The organism is Streptomyces sp. NPDC058371, assembly GCF_042723265.1.
GTDB lineage: Bacteria > Actinomycetota > Actinomycetes > Streptomycetales > Streptomycetaceae > Streptomyces.
In genome coordinates this window covers 164,507-183,080 of record NZ_JBHXJC010000013.1, presented here as the reverse complement: position 1 = coordinate 183,080, position 18,574 = coordinate 164,507, and the positions used below count along the sequence as shown (strand labels likewise).

Sequence of the window (18,574 nt, the reverse complement as noted above, 5' to 3'; positions counted from 1 at the left end):
GCGATGTCTGGTTCGCGTGAAATGTCGGTGGCATCCGCGTTCGCGGGGATGACCATAGTGGCCCCGGTGATGTTCAGAGCCGCCTGCCCCGACTGCCGGTCCGCCTTCGAGCTCTCCGCCGGCGCCCTGCGGCTGGTCGTCGGCGCCTCCAGCCGCACCACCTTCTACTCCTTCACCTGCCCCGAGTGCGCGGCCTCCGTACGCAAGCCCGCGGGAGAGCGCATCGTCGAGCTGCTCACCGGCGGCGGGGTGCGGGCGCTGCGTCTGCACGCCGAGGCCTAGGGTCTGTTCGGCGGATCTTGCGGTTCGGTCCCCACGGTGCCCCGAAAGACTGGGTTGAGCGGGGTGTGGTGCGTGCAGCTGCAAGGCGGAGGAGGGAGTCATGGCGGAGCCATGACGACCGACGACAACGCGGCGGATGTGCGTGCCACACCCCGCGACCTACCGCACGATCCGTCGGACAGGCCCTGGGCGGTCGGGGCCAGGCGCTAGGGTCGTCGCCATGTTGTGGCCGATGCTCGCGATTGCCGCGGGGTTCCTGGGAATCGCCGTCCTCGGCGTGCTCGCCGTCCGTGTCTTCCTGGAAGCGCAGCGTCTCGGCAGACAGGTCGCCGACTCCGCGCAGCGCATCAACCGTGCCGCCGAGGATCTGGAGCGTGCCGCCGTGACCACGGCGCGCTCCGTGGATGCTCTGTGATGCGGTGGGCGGTTTGCGCTTCGCGTCGCTTTCGCCCTGTCAACTTCCTGGCAACGGCAGGTACGCTGCTGATCGCGGCTCGGAGAACGAGGCCCGGGTCGCAAACTGGGAGTACGCACAGGGATTGCCCCGCGTTTACCCCTGAGCGTTACGATCGCTGTCAGCATGGTGGTCGGACGTATGTCCGACCCATCGGACAGCACCCCACACAGTCGCCTCGGTGAGAAGGTAAAGAATTATGTTCGGAAGGCTCGGAGCTCCCGAGATCATTCTCATCCTCGTCGTCATCATCCTGCTGTTCGGCGCGAAGAAGCTTCCGGACATGGCGCGCTCGCTCGGCAAGTCCGCCCGCATCCTCAAGAGCGAGGCCAAGGCCATGAAGTCGGAGGGTCAGGACACCACGACCCCCGCGGGCCCGCCGAACACCGACGAGCAGCCCCCGTCGCAGCGCACCATCCAGGCCGCGCCCGGAGACGTGACCAGCTCGCGCCCGGTCGCCGAGCCGACGGACACGACCAAGCGCTGACGCAGGGCCGGTGACTGCCGGCCCGCCGCACGAGATGGGAACGTGGGTTGCCCAAGTCTGCCCGCAACAAGGAGAAGGATCCCGAGGGACGGATGCCCCTCGCGGAACACCTTCGTGAGCTCCGCAACCGGCTCGCGAAGGCGATGCTGGCCATCATCGCCGTCACGATCGTCGCCGCCTTCTTCTACAACGACATCGTCAATCTCATCACCCGGCCGATCCTCGACTCGGTCGGCTGCGACAAGAGCTTCGAGCAACTGGCGAAGGTGTCGTCGGGCAAGCCGTGTGCGCAGATCACCATCAACGGACTGCTCACCCCCTTCACGCTGGCGCTGAAGGTGTCGCTGATGGCAGGTGTCGTCCTGGCCTCGCCGGTCTGGCTCTTCCAGCTGTGGGGCTTCGTCGCCCCCGGCCTGCACCGGCACGAGAAGAAGTACGCCTACGCGTTCGTCGGCACGGGTGTCCCGCTCTTCCTGGGCGGCGCCTACTTCGCCTACACGGTGCTGCCGACCACGGCGAAGGTGCTGCTCGACTTCACACCGGACGGCGCGTCGAACCTGCTGCCGCTGGACGATCTGCTCGACCTCGTCACGCGCATGGTGCTGGTCTTCGGCCTCTCGTTCGAGCTGCCCCTGCTGCTGGTCTTCCTCAACCTCACCGGGGCGATCACCGGCAAGCGCATGGTCGGCTGGTGGCGCGGCATGATCATGGGCATCACGGTCTTCGCCGCCGTCGCCACGCCCAGCACGGACCCGCTGACCATGCTGGCCCTGGCCGGACCGATCTGGGTCCTGTACTTCGCCGCGGTCGCCTTCTCGCTCCTCAACGACCGCCGCAAGCGTCTGCGTGACGCCGCGGGGCCGGACGACGACGAGGCCTCCGAACTGGACCTCACCCCCGAGGACATCGGCGAGGTCGAGGCCGTGCCGGCCGGCCGGGCGCTGCCGGAACAGGCGGGCTCGGACCGGGTCAACGGTTATGACGACGTGACCTGACGAAGCCCGGTGACCTCGTAAGGTCGGGCCGTGACCAGCGAGATCACCCTCTTCGTCAACCCCACCGCGGGCCGCGGCCGGGGCGCCCACGCGGCGCAGCCGGCCGCTTCGGCTCTGCGGGCGGCGGGCTTCTCCGTGCGGACGGTTCTCGGGGAGAACGCCGAGGACGCGCTGATCCGCGCGCGGGCCGCCGTCGCGGACGGCACCGGTGCCCTGATCGCCGTCGGCGGCGACGGCATGGCGAACCTCGCCCTGCAGGCCGTCGCCGGGACCCGTACGCCGCTGGGCCTGGTCGCCGTCGGCACGGGGAACGACTTCGCCCGCGCCCTGGGACTCCCGGTGCGCGACCCGGCGGCCGCGGGACGGCTGATCGCCGGGGCCCTCAAGGAAGCGCGGCTGCGCGAGGTGGACCTGGGACGGGTGGGCGGCACCTGGTTCGGCACCGTCCTCGCCTCCGGCTTCGACTCCCGCGTCAACGACCGCGGCAACCGGATGCGGTGGCCGACGGGGCGCTTCAAGTACGACCTGGCGATGCTCGTCGAGCTGGCCGCCTTCAAGCCCTTCCCCTACCGGATCACGCTGGACGACGGTGACGTCCGGGAGATCGAGGCGACGCTCGTGGCGGTCGGGAACGGATCGTCGTACGGCGGCGGCATGAAGATCTGTGCCGGCGCGGACCTGGGCGACGGGCTCTTCGATGTCACGGTGGTCGGGGCCTGCAGCCGTACGACCCTGCTCAAGGTCTTCCCACGGGTGTACAAGGGCACCCATCTCGACCATCCCCAGGTCACCGTGTACCGGGCGGCCAAGGTCGAACTCGCGGCCGAGGGCATCACGGGATACGCGGACGGGGAGCCGCTGGGCCCCCTGCCGCTGGCGGCGGAGTGCGTGTCCGGAGCGGTCCGGGTCGCGGGGCCCTGAGCTGCGCGGATCCTGCACGGGAGGCCGGGCGGTGACCCTCGCGCGGTGCCGGGCGGGAAGGGATCCCGATATTGATCGTCCTGTTGTCAGTGGCTCCCGGTAGTCTCGAATGCACGATGACAGAGGACCTCTCACCGGCCGAGCGGTACGCGGCGGCGCGGCAACGCGCTGTCGAGCAGGCCACCGCGCTCGCGTCCTTCCGCGAGATGTACGACTTCGGCCTCGACCCCTTCCAGATCGAGGCCTGCCGGGCGCTCGAGGCGGGCAAGGGTGTGCTCGTGGCCGCGCCCACCGGCTCGGGCAAGACGATCGTCGGCGAGTTCGCCGTCCACCTCGCCCTCCAGCAGGGCAAGAAGTGCTTCTACACCACACCCATCAAGGCACTCTCCAACCAGAAGTACGCCGACCTCGCCCGCAGATACGGCGCGGACAAGGTCGGCCTGCTCACCGGCGACAACAGCGTCAACTCCGACGCCCCGGTGGTCGTGATGACCACCGAGGTGCTGCGCAACATGCTGTACGCGGGCTCACAGACCCTGCGCGGTCTCGGCTATGTCGTCATGGACGAGGTGCACTACCTCTCCGACCGCTTCCGCGGCGCCGTCTGGGAGGAAGTGATCATCCACCTCCCCGAGTCGGTGACCCTGGTCTCGCTGTCGGCCACCGTGTCGAACGCGGAGGAGTTCGGCGACTGGCTGGACACCGTGCGCGGCGACACCCAGGTGATCGTCTCCGAGCACCGGCCCGTGCCGCTGTTCCAGCACGTGCTCGCCGGGCGCCGGATGTACGACCTCTTCGAGGAGGGCGAGGGCCAGAAGAAGGCCGTCAACCCCGACCTCACGCGCCTGGCGCGCATGGAGGCGAGCCGCCCGTCCTACCAGGACCGCAAACGCGGCCGCGCGATGCGCGATGCCGACCGCGAGCGGGATCGCAGACAGCGCTCCCGCGTGTGGACGCCGAGCCGGCCCGAGGTCATCGAGCGGCTCGACGCCGGGGGGCTGCTGCCCGCCATCACGTTCATCTTCAGCCGCGCGGCCTGCGAGGCCGCCGTCCAGCAGTGCATGTACGCGGGCCTGCGGCTGAACGACGACGCGGCGCGGGCCAGGGTGCGCGAGCTCGTCGAGGAGCGCACCGCGTCCATCCCCACCGAGGACCTGCACGTCCTGGGTTACTACGAGTTCCTGGAGGGCCTGGAGCGCGGTATCGCGGCCCACCACGCGGGCATGCTGCCGACGTTCAAGGAGGTCGTCGAGGAGCTGTTCGTACGCGGACTGGTGAAGGCCGTCTTCGCGACGGAGACCCTCGCGCTCGGCATCAACATGCCTGCCCGCTCGGTGGTGTTGGAGAAGCTCGTCAAGTGGAACGGGGAGCAGCACGCCGACATCACCCCCGGCGAGTACACCCAGCTCACCGGACGCGCGGGCCGCCGTGGCATCGATGTCGAGGGTCACGCGGTCGTGCTGTGGCAGCGCGGCATCAGTCCCGAGCACCTGGCGGGACTCGCCGGCACCCGCACCTATCCGCTGCGCTCCAGCTTCAAGCCGTCGTACAACATGGCGGTGAACCTGGTGGACCAGTTCGGGCGGCATCGCTCGCGCGAGCTGCTCGAGACGTCGTTCGCGCAGTTCCAGGCCGACAAGTCGGTCGTCGGGATCTCCCGGCAGGTGCAGCGCAACGAAGAGGGTCTCGAGGGCTACAAGTCCTCCATGACCTGCCACCTGGGCGACTTCGAGGAGTACATGCGGCTGCGCCGCGACCTCAAGGACCGCGAGACCGAGATCGCCAAGCAGGGCGCGGCGCAGCGTCGCGCGGAGGCGGCCGTCGCCCTGGAGAAGCTGAAGCCCGGCGATGTGATCCAGGTCCCCACGGGCAAGTACGCGGGACTCGCGCTGGTGCTGGACCCCGGCCTGCCCGCCGGGCGGTCGAACGGCCACCGCGGCTTCGAGCACGTCGACGGGCCCCGCCCGCTGGTGCTCACCGCAGAGCGCCAGGTCAAGCGGCTGGCGTCGATGGACTTCCCGGTGCCCGTCGAGGCGCTGGAGCGGATGCGGATCCCGAAGTCCTTCAACGCGCGCTCGCCGCAGTCCCGTCGCGATCTCGCCTCCGCCCTGCGCACCAAGGCCGGGCACATCGTCGCCGACCGGCACCGCAAGCGCCGCTCCGAAGCGGCCGACGACCGTGAGATCGCCCGGCTGCGCACCGAGATCCGGGCCCACCCCTGCCACGGGTGCACGGACCGCGAGGACCACGCCCGTTGGGCCGAGCGCTATCACCGGCTGATGCGCGACACCTCGCAGCTGGAGCGTCGTATCGAGGGCCGGACGAACACCATCGCCCGCACCTTCGACCGCATCGTCGCGCTCCTGACCGAGCTGGACTACCTCCGCGGCAACGAGGTCACCGAACACGGCAAGCGCCTGGCCCGGCTCTACGGCGAGCTCGACCTGCTGGCCAGCGAGTGCCTGCGCGCCGGTGTCTGGGAAGGGCTCAGCCCGGCCGAACTGGCCGCCTGCGTCTCGGCGTTGGTGTACGAGTCCCGGGTCGCCGACGACGCCATGGCGCCCAAGGTGCCGTCCGGCAAGGCCAAGGCCGCGCTCGGTGAGATGGTCCGCATCTGGGGCCGTCTCGATGCCCTGGAGGAGGACTTCCGGATCAACCAGACCGAGGGCGTCGGCCAGCGTGAGCCCGACCTCGGGTTTGCCTGGGCGGCGTACGAGTGGGCGTCCGGCAAGGGCCTCGACGAGGTGCTGCGCGAGGCGGAGATGCCGGCCGGTGACTTTGTGCGCTGGTGCAAGCAGGTCATCGACGTGCTGGGCCAGATCTCGGCCGCCGCGCCCGTCTCGGGCACGACGTCGACGGTCGCGAAGAACGCGCGCAAGGCGGTCGACGGTTTGCTGCGCGGGGTCGTGGCCTACTCGTCGGTGGGCTGAGCCGACCGGTGTTCCGCGCTGCGCCGCCTCCCGGACCGGGAGGCGGCGCAGTCGTTCACAAGGCGCCCCGACCGCGACGCCGCGCGTGCTACGCCGCCGCTCGCGCCGCGTCCCGCTTCGCCACTTCCTCGCGGACGATCGGGATCACGTGCCGGCCGAAGTCGATGGCGTCGTCCAGGAGGTCGTAGCCGCGGGCCGAGAGGATGTCGACGCCGAGGTCGTAGTAGTCGAGCAGCGCCTGGGCCACCGTCTCCGGGGTGCCGACCAGGGCCGTGGAGTTGCCGGCACCGCCCGTCTCGGCCGCGGTCGGCGTCCACAGGGCGCGGTCGTGCCGTTCGCCCCGGGAGGCCACCGCGAGCAGCCGCTGCGAGCCCGAGTTCTCCGGGTTCTTCAGGGGGTGGCGGCGGCTGAGCGGAGCGCCGGACTTGCGGGCCTTGATCCGGGCCAGGGTGTCGTGGGCCTTCTCCCAGGCCAGTTCCTCGGTCGGGGCGATGATCGGCCGGAAGGCGACCTGGATCTTCGGCACCGTCGTGCGGCCCGCCGCTTTCGCCGCGGCTTTCACCGACTCGATCTGCTCGGCCGTCTGGGCCAGCGGCTCGCCCCACAGGCAGTAGATGTCGGCCTCGGCGCCGCCGGCCTCGTACGCGGCCGGGGACGAACCGCCGAACGAGACCTGCGGATGCGGCTGCTGGACGGGGAAGGTGTCGCTCACGAAGTCGTTGAAGCGGTAGTACGTGCCCTCGTGGTCGAAGGGCTCGTGCGACGTCCAGGCCTTCTTGATGATCTGGATGGCCTCGCGGGTACGGGCGTAGCGCTCGTCCTTGGTGAGGAAGTCGCCCTCGCGCTGCTGCTCGTGGTCGTTGCCGCCGGTGATGAAGTGCACGGCGAGCCGGCCGTCGCTGATCCGGTCCAGCGTCGCGAAGGTCTTCGCCGCGAAGGTCGGATACGAGACGTTCGGCCGGTGGGCGACCAGGATCTGCAGCTTCTCCGTGCGGGCCGCGATGTAGGCGGCGGCCGGGGACGGGTCGGGCGAGCCGGAGCCGTACGCGAACAGCACCCGGTCCCAGCCGTACTCCTCATGGGCGCGGGCGAGCCGGAGTGTGTAGTCCTTGTCGAAGGAGACGCCGGAGCGTGCGGTGACTTCGGAGCCTTCGTTGGTTGCGGCAATGCCGAGGAACTCGACGGGCATGGTGAAGCGGCCTCGTTTCGTGGCGTGCGGATGAACTGCTGCTGGGGCGGGGAATCAGCGGCAACACGCCGCGGAACACACTCGACAGAAGTCGATGTGGTCGCGGGTGACCAGCAGCAGCCGAGGTCGCATGGGCTCAGTTGAACAGGCGGGCGTGTCGCGCGTCAACGGTTCAGATACGCCCGCCAGCCCCCGTACGCCGTGATGTCGGCCGCATCCACGAGCGCCTCGGGCTCGCACAGGAAGCCCGGCACGTGACCGCCGTCGGCGAGTTCGACCTGCCCGAGCGCCATCGGGCGGGGGAGTGCGGCCAGCAGTCGGCCCAGCCCCTCGGCGGGCAGCGTCCAGACCTCGGCCTCGATGGCGGCGCCGCCCTCGCCCACGTGCACCAGTCCCGGCTTGGGCGGGGTGGTCCGCAGAGCGTGCAGGCGGTAGCGGGGGGCTGTTGTGGTCGTACGTTCCCACTCGGCGCCCAGGGAGAGCAGCTGGGGGTTGAGCGGCTGACCGGAGAGGTGCGCGCCGACCACCGCGACCCGCAGCCGCGGTTCGAGGAGCCGGGCGATCCGGGCCAGCCGCTCGTCGGTGAAGGCGGGGCCGATCAGCATCACCCCGAAGGGCAGTCCGGCCACCTCGCCGGCGGGGACGGCGACGGCCGCCAGGTCGAAGAGGTTCGTGGAGTTGGTGAAGCGGCCGAGGCGGGCGTTGCTGCCCAGCGGGTCGGCGGCCACCTCGGCGAGGGTGGGATGGCCGGGTGCGGTGGGCAGCAACAGCGCGTCCGCGTCGCCGAGTTCGTCCTGCGCCCGGGCGCGCAGGGTGGCCAGCCGGTCCTGGTCGGCGTAGAGCCGGTGCGCCGGGATGTCCCGGGCGCGGGTGATGATGCCGGCGACGGTGGGGTCGAGATCCGCACCGCCTTCCGCGATCGACTTGTCGATGAAACTCCCCACCGCGGTGTAGCGCTCGGCGACGAACGCCCCTTCGTAGAGCATCGCGGCCGCCTCGGTGAACGGCGTGAGGTCGATCGTGCGCAACTCCGCACCCTCGGAGGCCAGTTGTCCGGCCGCTGCCGCGTAGGCCGCCGCCCATCCCTCGTCCAGTTCGCCGAGCTGTTCCGGCGGCGGGACGGCTACGCGCCACGGCCCCGGGGTGCGCTGGGGCAGGACCGGGAGGTCGCGCCCGGGCGGGGAGGTCAGGTGGGCGAGTGCCTGCTCGGCCTCCGGGAGGGTCCGGGCGAAGACGGTCACACAGTCGAGGGAGGCGCAGGCCGGGACGACGCCGGCCGTCGGGACGAGACCGCGGGTGGGCTTCAGACCGACGATGCCGTTGAACGCGGCGGGGATCCGGCCGGAGCCGGCGGTGTCCGTGCCGAGCGCGAGGTCGACGATGCCGAGTGCCACCGCGACGGCCGAGCCCGAGCTGGAACCTCCGCTGATCCTGGCCGGGTCGAGGGCGTTGCGGACCGCGCCGTAGGGCGAGCGGGTGCCGACCAGGCCGGTGGCGAACTGGTCCAGGTTCGTGGTGCCGAGCACGAGCGCACCGGCCGCGCGGAGCCGGGCGACGACGGGGGCGTCCGCGTCCGGTGTGCCGGCGTACGACGGGCAGCCCGCGGTGGTCGGGAGGCCGGCCACGTCGATGTTGCCCTTCGCGGCGAACAGCTTTCCGGCGAGGGGGAGGTGCTCGCCCGCGGCCGTCCGGGCGTCGATCGTCCGGGCCTCCGCCTCGACCTCCGCCTGGGGGCGCAGGTCGATCCAGATCTCGGGGCGGTCGACGGTCCCGATGCGGGCGTAGGCCCTGCGTACCCGGGTCAGAGTGGACATCGGAGGTGCTCCTTGTGCGGGGGCGGGTCTGCGGGTGCGGGTCGGTGGATGGCGGCAGGTGACCCACCGGCCGGGCCGGCATCGGGGACCCGCCCGGCGTCGGGCTCCGGCGCGCGCACCGCAGCCCCGTACGTCAGTGGGCGCGGCCCGCTGCCAGTGGTTCAGCCGTGCCACCGGACCGGACCATTCGGTCCGTTCGGGTCCGGTCCGATTCTCATGGTGCGGGAGCCAGGACCATCAGCGCCGTACCTGCCTCCACCTGGTCGCCCGGCTTGGCGAGTATCTCGGTGACCAGGCCGTCCATCGGAGCCGGCACCCTGGACTCCATTTTCATGGCCTCCAGGGCGAGGAGGGGCTGGCCGGCCGTCACCCGGTCGCCCGGACGTACGTTCAACTGCCATACGGAAGCGGCGAATTCGGCCTCGATCAGCCGGCCGCCCGGCGGGACGGTCACCTCGGCCGGCGCAGCCGCCGGGGCGGTCGCCGCCTCGGCCCGGGTGAACTCGCCCGCCGCCTCCCAGGCGTCCCGTTCCGCCGAGAAGGCCGCACCCTGCCGGGCTCGGAACTCCGCGATCGAGTCGGCGTTCCCGGCCAGGAAGGCCTGGTACTCGGCCAGCGAGAACACGCCGTCCTCGATGCGCGGCACGAAACGACCCGAGGTGATGTCGGCCCGCAGCCGCAGCAGCTCCTCCGGTTCCACCGGGTACCACTTGATGCGGTCGAAGAAGCGCAGCAGCCAGGGGGAGCCCGGCTCGAAGGCGCCCCGCTGCTGCCAGCCCGACCACACCTGGGTCGTACGGCCCACGAACTGGTAGCCGCCCGGGCCCTCCATGCCGTAGATGCAGAGGTAGGCGCCGCCGATGCCGACCGAGTTCTCGGCGGTCCAGGTGCGTGCCGGGTTGTACTTGGTGGTGACCAGGCGGTGGCGCGGATCCAGTGGGGTGGCCACCGGCGCGCCCAAGTAGACGTCGCCCAGGCCCAGGACGAGGTACTCGGCGTCGAAGACCGTGCGGTACACGTCCTGGACGGAATCGAGACCGTTCACGCGGCGGATGAACTCGATGTTCCACGGGCACCAGGGTGCGTCGTCGCGCACTCCCGCCATGTAGCGGGCGATCGCCTCGCGGGTGGCCGGGTCGTCCCAGGACAGCGGGAGGTGCACCGTGCGGGAGGGCACCACCAGCTGATCGCTCGGCGGGAGCGTCCGCACGATCTGCCGTACGGCGGTGAGGAGTTCGCGCTGCGGAAGCCGGTGCGGGTCCGTCCGGATCTGGAGCGAGCGGATGCCCGGGGTGAGGTCGGTGACACCGTGGAGGCCGGCCTCGCTCACCGCCTCCATCAGGGCGTGCACCTGCATGCGGAGCGCCAGGTCCAGCTGCATGGGGCCGAATTCGACGAGCAGGTTGTCGTCACCGCTGCGGCGGAAGGTGACGTCGCCGTCGCGGGCGAGGACACCGCCGTCCACGATCGCGGGCCGCGTCGAACCGTCCGTGCCGATCGGTGTGAAGCGCACGAGGTCGCCGGGGCGCAGCTGGCCGAGTTTCCAGCGCTCCGCGGAGATCACCGTCGCCGGGCAGACGAACCCGCCGAGGGAGGGGCCGTCGGGGCCGAGCAGTACCGGCATGTCACCGGTGTAGTCGACGGCGCCGACCGAGTACGGCGTGTCGTGGATGTTGGACGGGTGCAGGCCCGCCTCTCCGCCGTCGGTGCGGGCCCAGCGGGGTTTGGGACCGACCAGCCGTACGCCGGTGCGCGCCGAGTTGAAGTGGACCTTCCAGTCGGCGGCGTAGAAGTCGTGGATGTCCTGCTCGGTGAAGAACTCGGGTGCGGCGTGCGGGCCTTCGAGGGCGCCGATGTGCCAGCGCGAGCCGATGTCGGGGCGGTCCGCGCGGGGCACCGGCGCTCCGGCGTCCGTGACCGACCCGCCGTGCAGCACGTCGCCGGTGCGCAGTGCCCGGCCCCCGTGACCGCCGAACCGCCCCAGCGTGAAGGTGGACGCGCTGCCCAGGAACGGCGGCACGTCCAGACCGCCCGCGAAGAGCACGTACGTCCGCAGCCCGTGCTCGGCGGGGGCGCCCACCTCCAGGAGGGCGCCCGCGGGCACTGTCACCGGTTCCCACTGGGCGATCGCCGTGCCGTCCACGGTGACGGGTGCCGGCGCGCCCGTGACGCACACGGTCGTGGCGTGGCTGAAACGCAGTCCCGGTCCCTGCAGGGTGCACTCCAGGCCGGGCGTGCCCTCGGGGTTGCCGAGGGCGCGGTTGCCCAGCCGGAAGGACTGGTCGTCCATCGGTCCGCACGGGGGCACGCCCACCTGCCAGTAGCCGGTGCGGCCCGGCCAGTCCTGCACGGTGGTCAGGGTGCCGCCCGAGACGACCTCGACGCGAGGGGTCGGGTCCGTGATCCCCGCGAGCGTCGCCGTGGAGTGGGCGGCCCGGCGGAACGACTCCGTGGCGAGGGCCGCCCGGACCAGGCCCAGGTTCGTCTCGATGCCGTCCACCCGGGTCCGGGCCAGCGCCTCGTCCAGCCGCGCCAGCGCGTGTGCCCGGTCGGAGCCGTACGCGACGACCTTCGCGAGCATGGGGTCGTACGACGTGGTCACCTCGGTGCCCGTCTCGACCCAGCCGTCCACCCGGACGCCGCCGGGGAACTCGACCCGCGTCAGCAGGCCCGCGCTCGGCCGGTGTCCGCGCGAGGGGTCCTCGGCGTACACCCGGGCCTCGACGGCGTGGCCGCGGGGCGTCCCCGGGTCCCGTACGACATCCGCCTCGCCGCGCGCCAGCCGCAGCATCCAGGCGACCAGGTCGACGCCGTAGATCTCCTCGGTGACCGGATGTTCCACCTGGAGGCGGGTGTTGACCTCCAGGAAGTAGGCCTCTTCCCGTGCGGCGTCGTACACGAACTCGACGGTGCCGGCGGAGCGGTAGCCGACGCCGGCGCACAAGTCGCGGGCGGAGGAGGCCAACCGGGCTCGCAGGGCGGGCGGCAGGCCGGGCGCGGGCGCCTCCTCCAGGACCTTCTGGTTGCGTCGCTGGAGGGAGCAGTCGCGGTCGCCGAAGGTGACGACCCGGCCCTGTCCGTCGCCGAAGACCTGCACCTCGACATGGCGGGCCCGCTCGACCAGACGCTCCAGAAAGACCCCGGCGGAGGAGAAGGAGGCCGCGGCCACGCGCTGCACCCGTTCCCACGCCTCGGTCAGTTCGTCGGCGGAGCGACACGCCGACATGCCGATACCGCCGCCTCCGCCGGTGGCCTTGAGCATCACGGGATAACCGATGCGGCCGGCCGCCGCGAGCGCCTCGCCGAGGTCGGCGAGCAGTCCCGTGCCCGGCAGGAGCGGCACCCGGGCGGCCTCGGCCGCGGCCCGCGCGGTGTGCTTCGCGCCGAACAGCTCCAGCTGCCCGGGCGTCGGACCGACGAACACGATCCCGGCGTCCTCGCAGCGCCGCGCGAAGACCGCGTCCTCGGAGAGGAATCCGTAGCCGGGGTGGATCGCGCCGGCGCCGGTGTCCTTGGCCGCCTTCAGGACGAGGTCGGCGTCGAGGTAGGACTCCTTGGCGGCCGCCGGTCCCAGCCGGACCGCCTCGTCGGCGAGCCGGACGTGGGGCGCGGAGCGGTCGGCGTCGGAGTACACCGCGACCGTACGCAGGCCGAGTTCGCGTGCCGTCCGGATGATCCGGACGGCGATCTCGCCCCGGTTCGCGACGAGCAGGGTGTCGAAGCTCATGCGACGACCTCCGCGGCGGTGGCTGCGGTGCCTACCGCGCCTACCGCGTCCGCGGTGCCTGGGGTGTCCGCCGTGCCCGCGTCCGCGGTGCCTGGGGTGTCCGCCGTGCCCGTGCCCACGGTGCCTGGCGTGCCCGCCGTGCCCGCCGCGCCGATCGTCATCTCGACCGCCGTGGGCTCGAAGCCGTTGCAAGGGTTGTTGATCTGCGGGCAGTTGGAGACGAGCACGAGTACCTCGCGTTCGGCGCGCAGGGTGACCGTGAGTCCCGGCGCCGAGATGCCGTCGACGATACCGAGGGTGCCGTCCTTCTCGACCGGCACGTTCATGTACCAGTTGATGTTGGAGACGAGATCGCGCTTGCCCAGGCCGTACCGGGCGCCCTCGGCGAGGAAGTTGTCCACGCAGGCGTGCTGGGACCAGGTGTGATGGCCGTACCGGAGCGTGTTCGACTCCTTGGAACAGGCGCCGCCGACGGTGTCGTGCCGGCCGACCTGGTCCCCGACGACGGTCATCAGCGGGGTGTGCTCGTTCGACAGGAGCACACTGCCCGTGCTGAGGAAGATGCCGCCCTGCGCGTGGATCGTGTCGGGCGCGCTGTAGCGGACGGCGGTGTCCCGGGCGTCGTACACCAGGAAGTCGACCGCCTGGTTGCCGTGCAGATCGGTGATCGTGAGGGTCTCGCCGGTGCGCAGGACCGCCGACCAGGCGGCCCGGGCCGGGACCACGGCGCGGGTCGGGCGCGGCTCCTCGGACGGCTGCGGCACGGCGTTCATGCGATGCCCCTCGCGGCAAGGAATTCGGCGGTGTTGAGGAAGGCGCGGCGGCCTTCGGGTGTCGCCTCCCACAGGGGGTCGCCCGGCCGGGTCGCCGCCGCGCGCCAGGCGAGCACTTCGAGCGCGGTGCTGGTGTAGGCGGGGCGCGGATCGGCGGGATGCGGCACGTTCGCGAGCAGGACGGTGACGTCCTGCTCGGCGCGGAGGGTCACGCTGCCCCCCGGACCGGCCGAGCCGGTGAAGGCGAGGGTGCCGTCGTCGCGTACCTGCACAGCCTGGAAGAACGAGAGCGAGGGCGGCAGGTCGCGCGGCGCCAGACCGTTCTTCGCGGCGGCCAGCTTGAACAGCTCGCGCCCGGCGGGGGAGGCGGACTGGGGGGTGCCGTCGCCATACCGCTCCGTGTTCCGTACGAGCGTGGAGGTCCCGCACAGTGCGTCGTGCCGCCCGGAGGTGTCGGCGACCACCGAGGCCAGCACTCGCCCCTGGTCGGACAGCAGGAGCTGTCCCTCGCCCAGGTAGGCGTTCCACTGGACCTTGACCGTGTCGGCCACGTTCAGCCGTTCCCACGGTCGGTCGGCGGCATGGAGCAGGAGGTGCGCGCAGGCGTCGCCGCTCAGGTCGGTCAGCCGCAGCTCGGTGCCGCGGGCCAGTACCCGGTGCGTGTAGTTGCCGCCCGCCACCGTCTCCGCCCACACCAGGTGGCCCGCCTCGCAGGGCGGGTCCGGCCAGGTGCCTGCGGGTACGACGGGCATGGCCTCGGCACGGGCGCCCTCCTGCGCCCGGGCATGGGCGCGGGCTCCGTACGTGGTCGTTGTCGCCATCGCGGACCTCCGGCTCGGCAGGGCCCGGCCGGCCCCGCTCCGTCATTTCTGTCGCTCGACAGAAATTAAGAGTCCGGCGGGTCGGCGCCGTTGCCCGCGGGTTGCCGCGCGGTTACCGATCCCTCACCGTGATCACCTCGCGACGCGGTGTGCGACGATCGAACACATGGGGACCAGTGGACGGCGGGTCGGCAGGCCGCGTGCCGCACAGCGGCCGGACAGCGGTCTGTCGCCGCGCGACGAACTCCTCGCGGCGGCCGCCGAGTTGTTCACGACGCGAGGCTACGCCGCCACGACCACGCGCGCCGTCGCCGAGCGCGCGGGCATGCGGCAGGCCTCCATGTACCACTACGTCTCCGGCAAGGAGGAGCTGCTCGCCGAGCTCCTGGAGTCCACCGTCACGCCCTCGCTGACCCTCGCCCGGCAGCTCCTCGCGGACGACGCGACCCCCGCCGCCGGCCGGCTGTGGGAGCTGTGCCGCACGGACGTGGAACTGCTGTGCGGCGGCTCGCACAACCTCGGCGGGCTGTATCTGCTGCCCGAGGTGCGCGCCGAGCGCTTCGCCGGCTTCCATGCCGTACGGGCCGAACTCAAGGACGCCTACCGGCAGTTGCTCGCCGCGACCGAGGCGGGCGGCGCGCTCGCCAAGAGTGAGCTCGAACTGCGTACGGATCTGGTCTTCGGTCTGATCGAAGGTGTCATCCTCGTCCATCGCTCCGACCCGGAGCGGCCCGTGTCGGCGTTCGCCGAGGCCACGGCGGACGCGGCGCTGCGCATCGCCGGCATCTGAACGCCGCAGTCCCGAAGAAAAGTCCCGAAGGGCGGTCCCGGGGAGGTTCGGGCGGCCTCGCGAGAGGGTGCTTCGTATGCCCGTGCGCCGTCACTCAACGTGTGCGAATGAAGCCTGAGCGTGCAAATGGGGCCGAGAGTACTCCAGTCGTACGGGCGATTTCAGGTGCTTGCTGAATATGACACAGCGATGATCCGGTCGGACTAAGCTCGCCCGCAGCGCACCGAGTTGAGATGTAATCGTGCGCTTGTTCCCAAAGGTTCCGAAGGTCCAGAAAGCTGCACGACCATTCCCCAGCACGAGAGTTCAGCTCCGCGACGGTTCGCTGTCGTTCCCCCCGATTCCTTCCCCCACCCCCAGTCGATCTGTCTCAGAGGGCATACATGGTGAGTGTTCAATCGCCTCCCGCTGGCCGTGAACTTCCCTACGCGCGCGTGCTGTTGCTGCCGGCCATAGCGATGGCCGCGGTGTCCGGGGCCGCCGTCGCCCTGGTGACGGAGCCGGCCCGGATCGCCGTCGGCTGGTGCGGTGCCGTGGCCACGCTCGTGGTGATCCTGACCGCGGCCGAAGCGGTGCGCCGCGGCCGCGTCGTCCGCGCCCTGCGCGCCGACCTCGCACGGCGGTCCGCCTACCTGGAAGAGCGCATCGCCGCCCACGACCAGGAGATCGCCTACCTCGACGCCGAACTCCTGCCGGCCGCGCTCTACCGGCTGCGCGGCGGGGACTCCCCAGGTGAGGTGATGCGCACCTTCATCGACGGCGACCCGGTCCACGGTCAACTCCCCGAGCCGCAGCGCGACTTGGTGCGCACGGTGCTCGGGATCGTCGACCACGAGACCCAGCTGCGTGACTCCGCCCAGCGCGCCTTCGTCAACATCGCCCGGCGCGTCCAGGCGATCGTCCACCAACAGGCCAACGAACTGCGCGAGATGGAGGAGGACCACGGGCGCAACCCCGAGGTCTTCGACGACCTGCTGCGCATCGACCACGGCACCGCGCTGATCGGCCGCCTCGCCGACTCCATCGCGGTGCTCGGCGGCGGCCGGCCCGGACGCCAGTGGCCGCAGCCCGTACCGCTGTTCAGCGTGTTGCGCGGCGCGATGTCCCGGATCCTGGAGTACCGCCGCATCGAGCTCCACTCGATCGCCGAGGTCGCCGTCAACGGCGTCTCCGTCGAACCGCTCATCCACGCCTGCGCCGAGCTGCTCGACAACGCCACGCGGTACTCGCCCCCGCAGACCAAGGTGCACGTGACCGCCGTGGAGGTGCAGACCGGCATCGCCATCGAGATCGAGGACGGCGGCGTCAGCCTCAGCGAGGAGGCCCGCAACCGCGCCGAGAACCTGCTGCGGCAGGCCCAGGCCGGCATCGACCTGAACGACCTCGGCGAGACCCCCCGGCTCGGCATGGCCGTCGTGGGCCGGCTCTCGCAGATGTTCGACATGCAGGTCTCCCTGCGCCAGTCCGCGTACGGCGGTGTCCGCGCCGTCCTCGTCGTACCGCGCGCCATGCTCACCACCGACGAGGCCCCCGGGCTCGCCCACGGCATCGGTGTCAACGCCGTACCGCGCATGGACACCGGCGGTGTCGAGGGCCCCGCGCGCAAGCCCAAGAAGCGCCGCCCCACCACCGGCCCCCGGGTCCCCGCCCCGCTCAACGCGTCCCTGGAGGACGACGTCCCCGAGGTCACCGAGTGGACCGCCAACGGCCTGCCGCAGCGCCGCAGCCGGGTCAAGGTCTCCTTCAGCCAGCGCATCGCCGAGGCCCGGGCCGCGGAGGCCGCGGCGGAGGCGGCCCGGGCCGCCGCGCCGACCTGGGAGCCCGAGCCGGACCCGGAGCCCGAACCCGGGCTGTGGGTCGAGGCGTTCATGAACGGACTGAAGGGCGACCCGGACCCGGCCGCCGCAGGAACGACGACCAATCAGCCGGCCCGCGTCGAGGCCGACGACGAGGGGGACCTCAAGTGATCCAGCAGCGAGCAAACTTCGACTGGATGCTCAAGGAGCTGGCCGACGGTGTCCCGGGCACCCAGCAGATCGTGGTGCTCTCCGCCGACGGACTGCGGATCGCGCGCTACGGCGGCGACCCCGACGCCGCCGACCGCCTCGCCGCCGCCTGCGCGGGTCTGCAGAGCCTGGCCAGCGCGGTCGCCGGGGAGATCCCCGACAGCGACGGCCGGATGCGCATGGTGATCATCGAGATCAACGGCGGCTACTTCTATCTGATGTCGGCCGGCGCCAACGCCTATCTCGCGGTGCTCGCCGACCAGACGGCCGACGCCGGGCTGATGAGCAACCGCATGCGTGACCTCGTCGTACGGATCGGCGCCCATCTGACCAGCCCGCCGCGGCGCAACGGGCAGACCGTATGACTCCTCCGCAACGCCGACGGCGCTACCCCAAGGAAGAACCTCCGGAGCCTCCCCAAGAGAGCTCCGGGGACGGCAAGGACCCCAGGAATCCGGAGCGGCTGTACGTCCTCACGGGCGGGGGCGAGGGCGGCGACCGCGCCCCCCTCGACCTGGTCACGCTGATCGTGGCGCGCGCCGACGTGCCGCCCACCGCCCATCCGGAGCAGTCCGCCCTGCTCCGGCTCTGCAGGGCCCCTCTGTCCGTGGCCGAGATCTCGGCCTATCTCAGTCTGCCGGTCAGCGTGGTGACCGTCCTGCTCACCGAGCTGCTGGCGGCAGAGCTGGTACAGGCACGCGCCCCGATCGTCCGCTCGGCGCTGCCCGACCGTTCCCTCCTCGAAGCGGTGATGCATGGACTTCAAAAGCTCTGACACCATCACGGGCCCTCGCACCGAGGACCATCTGCCGCACACGGCCGAGGCCGCCGTGAAGGTCGTGATCGTGGGCGGCTTCGGAGTCGGCAAGACGACCATGGTGGGCTCCGTCAGCGAGATCAGGCCGCTGACGACCGAGGAGACCATGACGCAGGCCGGCATCGGAGTCGACGACAACTACGGTTCGGAGACCAAGACGGCCACCACCGTCGCCATGGACTTCGGCCGCATCAGCATCACGGAACAGCTGGTGCTGTACCTGTTCGGCACCCCGGGCCAGGAGCGCTTCTGGTTTCTGTGGAACGGCCTGTTCGAGGGCGCCCTCGGCGCGGTGGTCCTGATCGACACCCGCCGGCTGGAAGTGAGTTTCGACGTGATCGGCCGGCTGGAGGAGCGCGGAGTGCCGTTCGTCGTCGCCATGAACGACTTCCCGGACGCGCCCCGCTATCCGATCGAGGACCTGCGGGCCGCGCTCGACCTGGCCGAGGAGATCCCGATCGTGAAGTGCGACGCGCGGCGCCGGGCCTCCAGCCGTGACGTCCTGATGACCCTGATGCGCTTCCTGCACTCGCTGGCGATGGCGCCGCGGCCCGCATAGCCGGCAGAG

At 71.5% G+C, this 18,574-nt stretch carries 16 protein-coding genes; 11 read left to right on the top strand and 5 right to left on the bottom strand.

The window, feature by feature from the left end:
- Nucleotides 1–3 precede the first annotated feature (3 nt).
- The 6 genes from ACFWM2_RS30965 (at nucleotide 4) to ACFWM2_RS30940 (ending at nucleotide 6,069) form a co-directional block, all read left to right on the top strand.
- Nucleotides 4–282 (top strand): hypothetical protein, encoded by a 279-nt coding sequence (locus ACFWM2_RS30965; RefSeq protein ID WP_383286805.1) that lies wholly within the window; start codon nucleotides 4–6, stop codon nucleotides 280–282.
- Nucleotides 283–502: 220 nt separating this feature from the next.
- Entirely contained in the window at nucleotides 503–697 is a 195-nt protein-coding gene (locus tag ACFWM2_RS30960; RefSeq protein ID WP_383286804.1) for a hypothetical protein, read from the top strand.
- Between the two features lie 238 nt (nucleotides 698–935).
- Nucleotides 936–1,223, top strand: a complete 288-nt coding sequence (tatA, locus tag ACFWM2_RS30955; RefSeq protein WP_383286802.1) for a Sec-independent protein translocase subunit TatA — start codon at nucleotides 936–938, stop codon at nucleotides 1,221–1,223.
- Nucleotides 1,224–1,270: 47 nt separating this feature from the next.
- Nucleotides 1,271–2,218 carry a twin-arginine translocase subunit TatC gene (tatC, locus tag ACFWM2_RS30950; protein ID WP_383286800.1) on the top strand — a complete coding sequence of 316 codons (948 nt, stop codon included), beginning with the start codon at nucleotides 1,271–1,273 and terminating at the stop codon, nucleotides 2,216–2,218.
- A gap of 30 nt (nucleotides 2,219–2,248) precedes the next feature.
- Entirely contained in the window at nucleotides 2,249–3,139 is an 891-nt protein-coding gene (locus ACFWM2_RS30945) for a diacylglycerol kinase (protein WP_383286798.1), read from the top strand.
- A gap of 71 nt (nucleotides 3,140–3,210) precedes the next feature.
- Entirely contained in the window at nucleotides 3,211–6,069 is a 2,859-nt protein-coding gene (locus ACFWM2_RS30940; RefSeq protein WP_383286796.1) for a DEAD/DEAH box helicase, read from the top strand.
- An 88-nt stretch (nucleotides 6,070–6,157) separates the two neighbouring features.
- Here ACFWM2_RS30940 and ACFWM2_RS30935 read toward each other — a convergent pair whose 3' ends face one another.
- From ACFWM2_RS30935 to ACFWM2_RS30915, 5 genes are all read right to left on the bottom strand, one after another.
- Nucleotides 6,158–7,258, bottom strand: coding sequence for an LLM class flavin-dependent oxidoreductase (locus tag ACFWM2_RS30935; RefSeq protein ID WP_383286794.1), 1,101 nt, complete (start codon nucleotides 7,256–7,258; stop codon nucleotides 6,158–6,160).
- 164 nt (nucleotides 7,259–7,422) lie between these two features.
- Nucleotides 7,423–9,072: an allophanate hydrolase gene (gene atzF, locus ACFWM2_RS30930; RefSeq protein ID WP_383286792.1), complete on the bottom strand. Its 1,650-nt coding sequence runs from the start codon at nucleotides 9,070–9,072 to the stop codon at nucleotides 7,423–7,425.
- 214 nt (nucleotides 9,073–9,286) lie between these two features.
- Nucleotides 9,287–12,799 (bottom strand): 5-oxoprolinase/urea amidolyase family protein, encoded by a 3,513-nt coding sequence (locus ACFWM2_RS30925; RefSeq protein ID WP_383286790.1) that lies wholly within the window; start codon nucleotides 12,797–12,799, stop codon nucleotides 9,287–9,289.
- A complete protein-coding gene (locus ACFWM2_RS30920) occupies nucleotides 12,796–13,572 on the bottom strand; it encodes an urea amidolyase associated protein UAAP2 (RefSeq protein WP_383286788.1) in 777 nt (258 codons plus the stop codon). The genes ACFWM2_RS30925 and ACFWM2_RS30920 overlap by 4 nt, the downstream gene beginning before the upstream one ends.
- Entirely contained in the window at nucleotides 13,569–14,393 is an 825-nt protein-coding gene (locus tag ACFWM2_RS30915) for an urea amidolyase associated protein UAAP1 (RefSeq protein ID WP_383286787.1), read from the bottom strand. Before ACFWM2_RS30915 ends, ACFWM2_RS30920 begins: the two co-directional genes overlap by 4 nt.
- Nucleotides 14,394–14,559: 166 nt before the next feature.
- Here ACFWM2_RS30915 and ACFWM2_RS30910 point away from each other — a divergent pair, with 166 nt between their 5' ends.
- From ACFWM2_RS30910 to ACFWM2_RS30890, 5 genes are all read left to right on the top strand, one after another.
- Nucleotides 14,560–15,183, top strand: coding sequence for a TetR/AcrR family transcriptional regulator (locus ACFWM2_RS30910; RefSeq protein WP_383286785.1), 624 nt, complete (start codon nucleotides 14,560–14,562; stop codon nucleotides 15,181–15,183).
- Nucleotides 15,184–15,566: 383 nt separating this feature from the next.
- Entirely contained in the window at nucleotides 15,567–17,150 is a 1,584-nt protein-coding gene (locus ACFWM2_RS30905; RefSeq protein ID WP_383286783.1) for an ATP-binding protein, read from the top strand.
- Nucleotides 17,147–17,554 carry a roadblock/LC7 domain-containing protein gene (locus ACFWM2_RS30900; RefSeq protein WP_383286781.1) on the top strand — a complete coding sequence of 136 codons (408 nt, stop codon included), beginning with the start codon at nucleotides 17,147–17,149 and terminating at the stop codon, nucleotides 17,552–17,554. The genes ACFWM2_RS30905 and ACFWM2_RS30900 overlap by 4 nt, the downstream gene beginning before the upstream one ends.
- The gene (locus tag ACFWM2_RS30895; protein WP_383286779.1) at nucleotides 17,551–17,964 is read left to right on the top strand and encodes a DUF742 domain-containing protein; all 414 of its coding nucleotides are present in this window, start codon (nucleotides 17,551–17,553) and stop codon (nucleotides 17,962–17,964) included. The genes ACFWM2_RS30900 and ACFWM2_RS30895 overlap by 4 nt, the downstream gene beginning before the upstream one ends.
- Nucleotides 17,945–18,565: an ATP/GTP-binding protein gene (locus ACFWM2_RS30890; RefSeq protein ID WP_383286777.1), complete on the top strand. Its 621-nt coding sequence runs from the start codon at nucleotides 17,945–17,947 to the stop codon at nucleotides 18,563–18,565. The genes ACFWM2_RS30895 and ACFWM2_RS30890 overlap by 20 nt, the downstream gene beginning before the upstream one ends.
- The last annotated feature ends 9 nt before the right edge of the window (nucleotides 18,566–18,574 follow it).

Excerpts from the sequence above, each read along its gene's own strand:
- ACFWM2_RS30890 (WP_383286777.1), top strand. The coding sequence starts at position 17,945 with ATGGACTTCAAAAGCTCTGACACCATCACGGGCCCTCGCACCGAGGAC.
- ACFWM2_RS30910 (WP_383286785.1), top strand. The coding sequence starts at position 14,560 with ATGGGGACCAGTGGACGGCGGGTCGGCAGGCCGCGTGCCGCACAGCGG.
- ACFWM2_RS30960 (WP_383286804.1), top strand. The coding sequence starts at position 503 with ATGTTGTGGCCGATGCTCGCGATTGCCGCGGGGTTCCTGGGAATCGCC.
- ACFWM2_RS30905 (WP_383286783.1), top strand. The coding sequence starts at position 15,567 with ATGGTGAGTGTTCAATCGCCTCCCGCTGGCCGTGAACTTCCCTACGCG.
- ACFWM2_RS30965 (WP_383286805.1), top strand. The coding sequence starts at position 4 with ATGTCTGGTTCGCGTGAAATGTCGGTGGCATCCGCGTTCGCGGGGATG.
- ACFWM2_RS30935 (WP_383286794.1), bottom strand. The coding sequence starts at position 7,258 with ATGCCCGTCGAGTTCCTCGGCATTGCCGCAACCAACGAAGGCTCCGAA.
- ACFWM2_RS30915 (WP_383286787.1), bottom strand. The coding sequence starts at position 14,393 with ATGGCGACAACGACCACGTACGGAGCCCGCGCCCATGCCCGGGCGCAG.
- ACFWM2_RS30925 (WP_383286790.1), bottom strand. The coding sequence starts at position 12,799 with ATGAGCTTCGACACCCTGCTCGTCGCGAACCGGGGCGAGATCGCCGTC.
- tatA (WP_383286802.1), top strand. The coding sequence starts at position 936 with ATGTTCGGAAGGCTCGGAGCTCCCGAGATCATTCTCATCCTCGTCGTC.
- ACFWM2_RS30920 (WP_383286788.1), bottom strand. The coding sequence starts at position 13,572 with ATGAACGCCGTGCCGCAGCCGTCCGAGGAGCCGCGCCCGACCCGCGCC.
- atzF (WP_383286792.1), bottom strand. The coding sequence starts at position 9,072 with ATGTCCACTCTGACCCGGGTACGCAGGGCCTACGCCCGCATCGGGACC.
- ACFWM2_RS30895 (WP_383286779.1), top strand. The coding sequence starts at position 17,551 with ATGACTCCTCCGCAACGCCGACGGCGCTACCCCAAGGAAGAACCTCCG.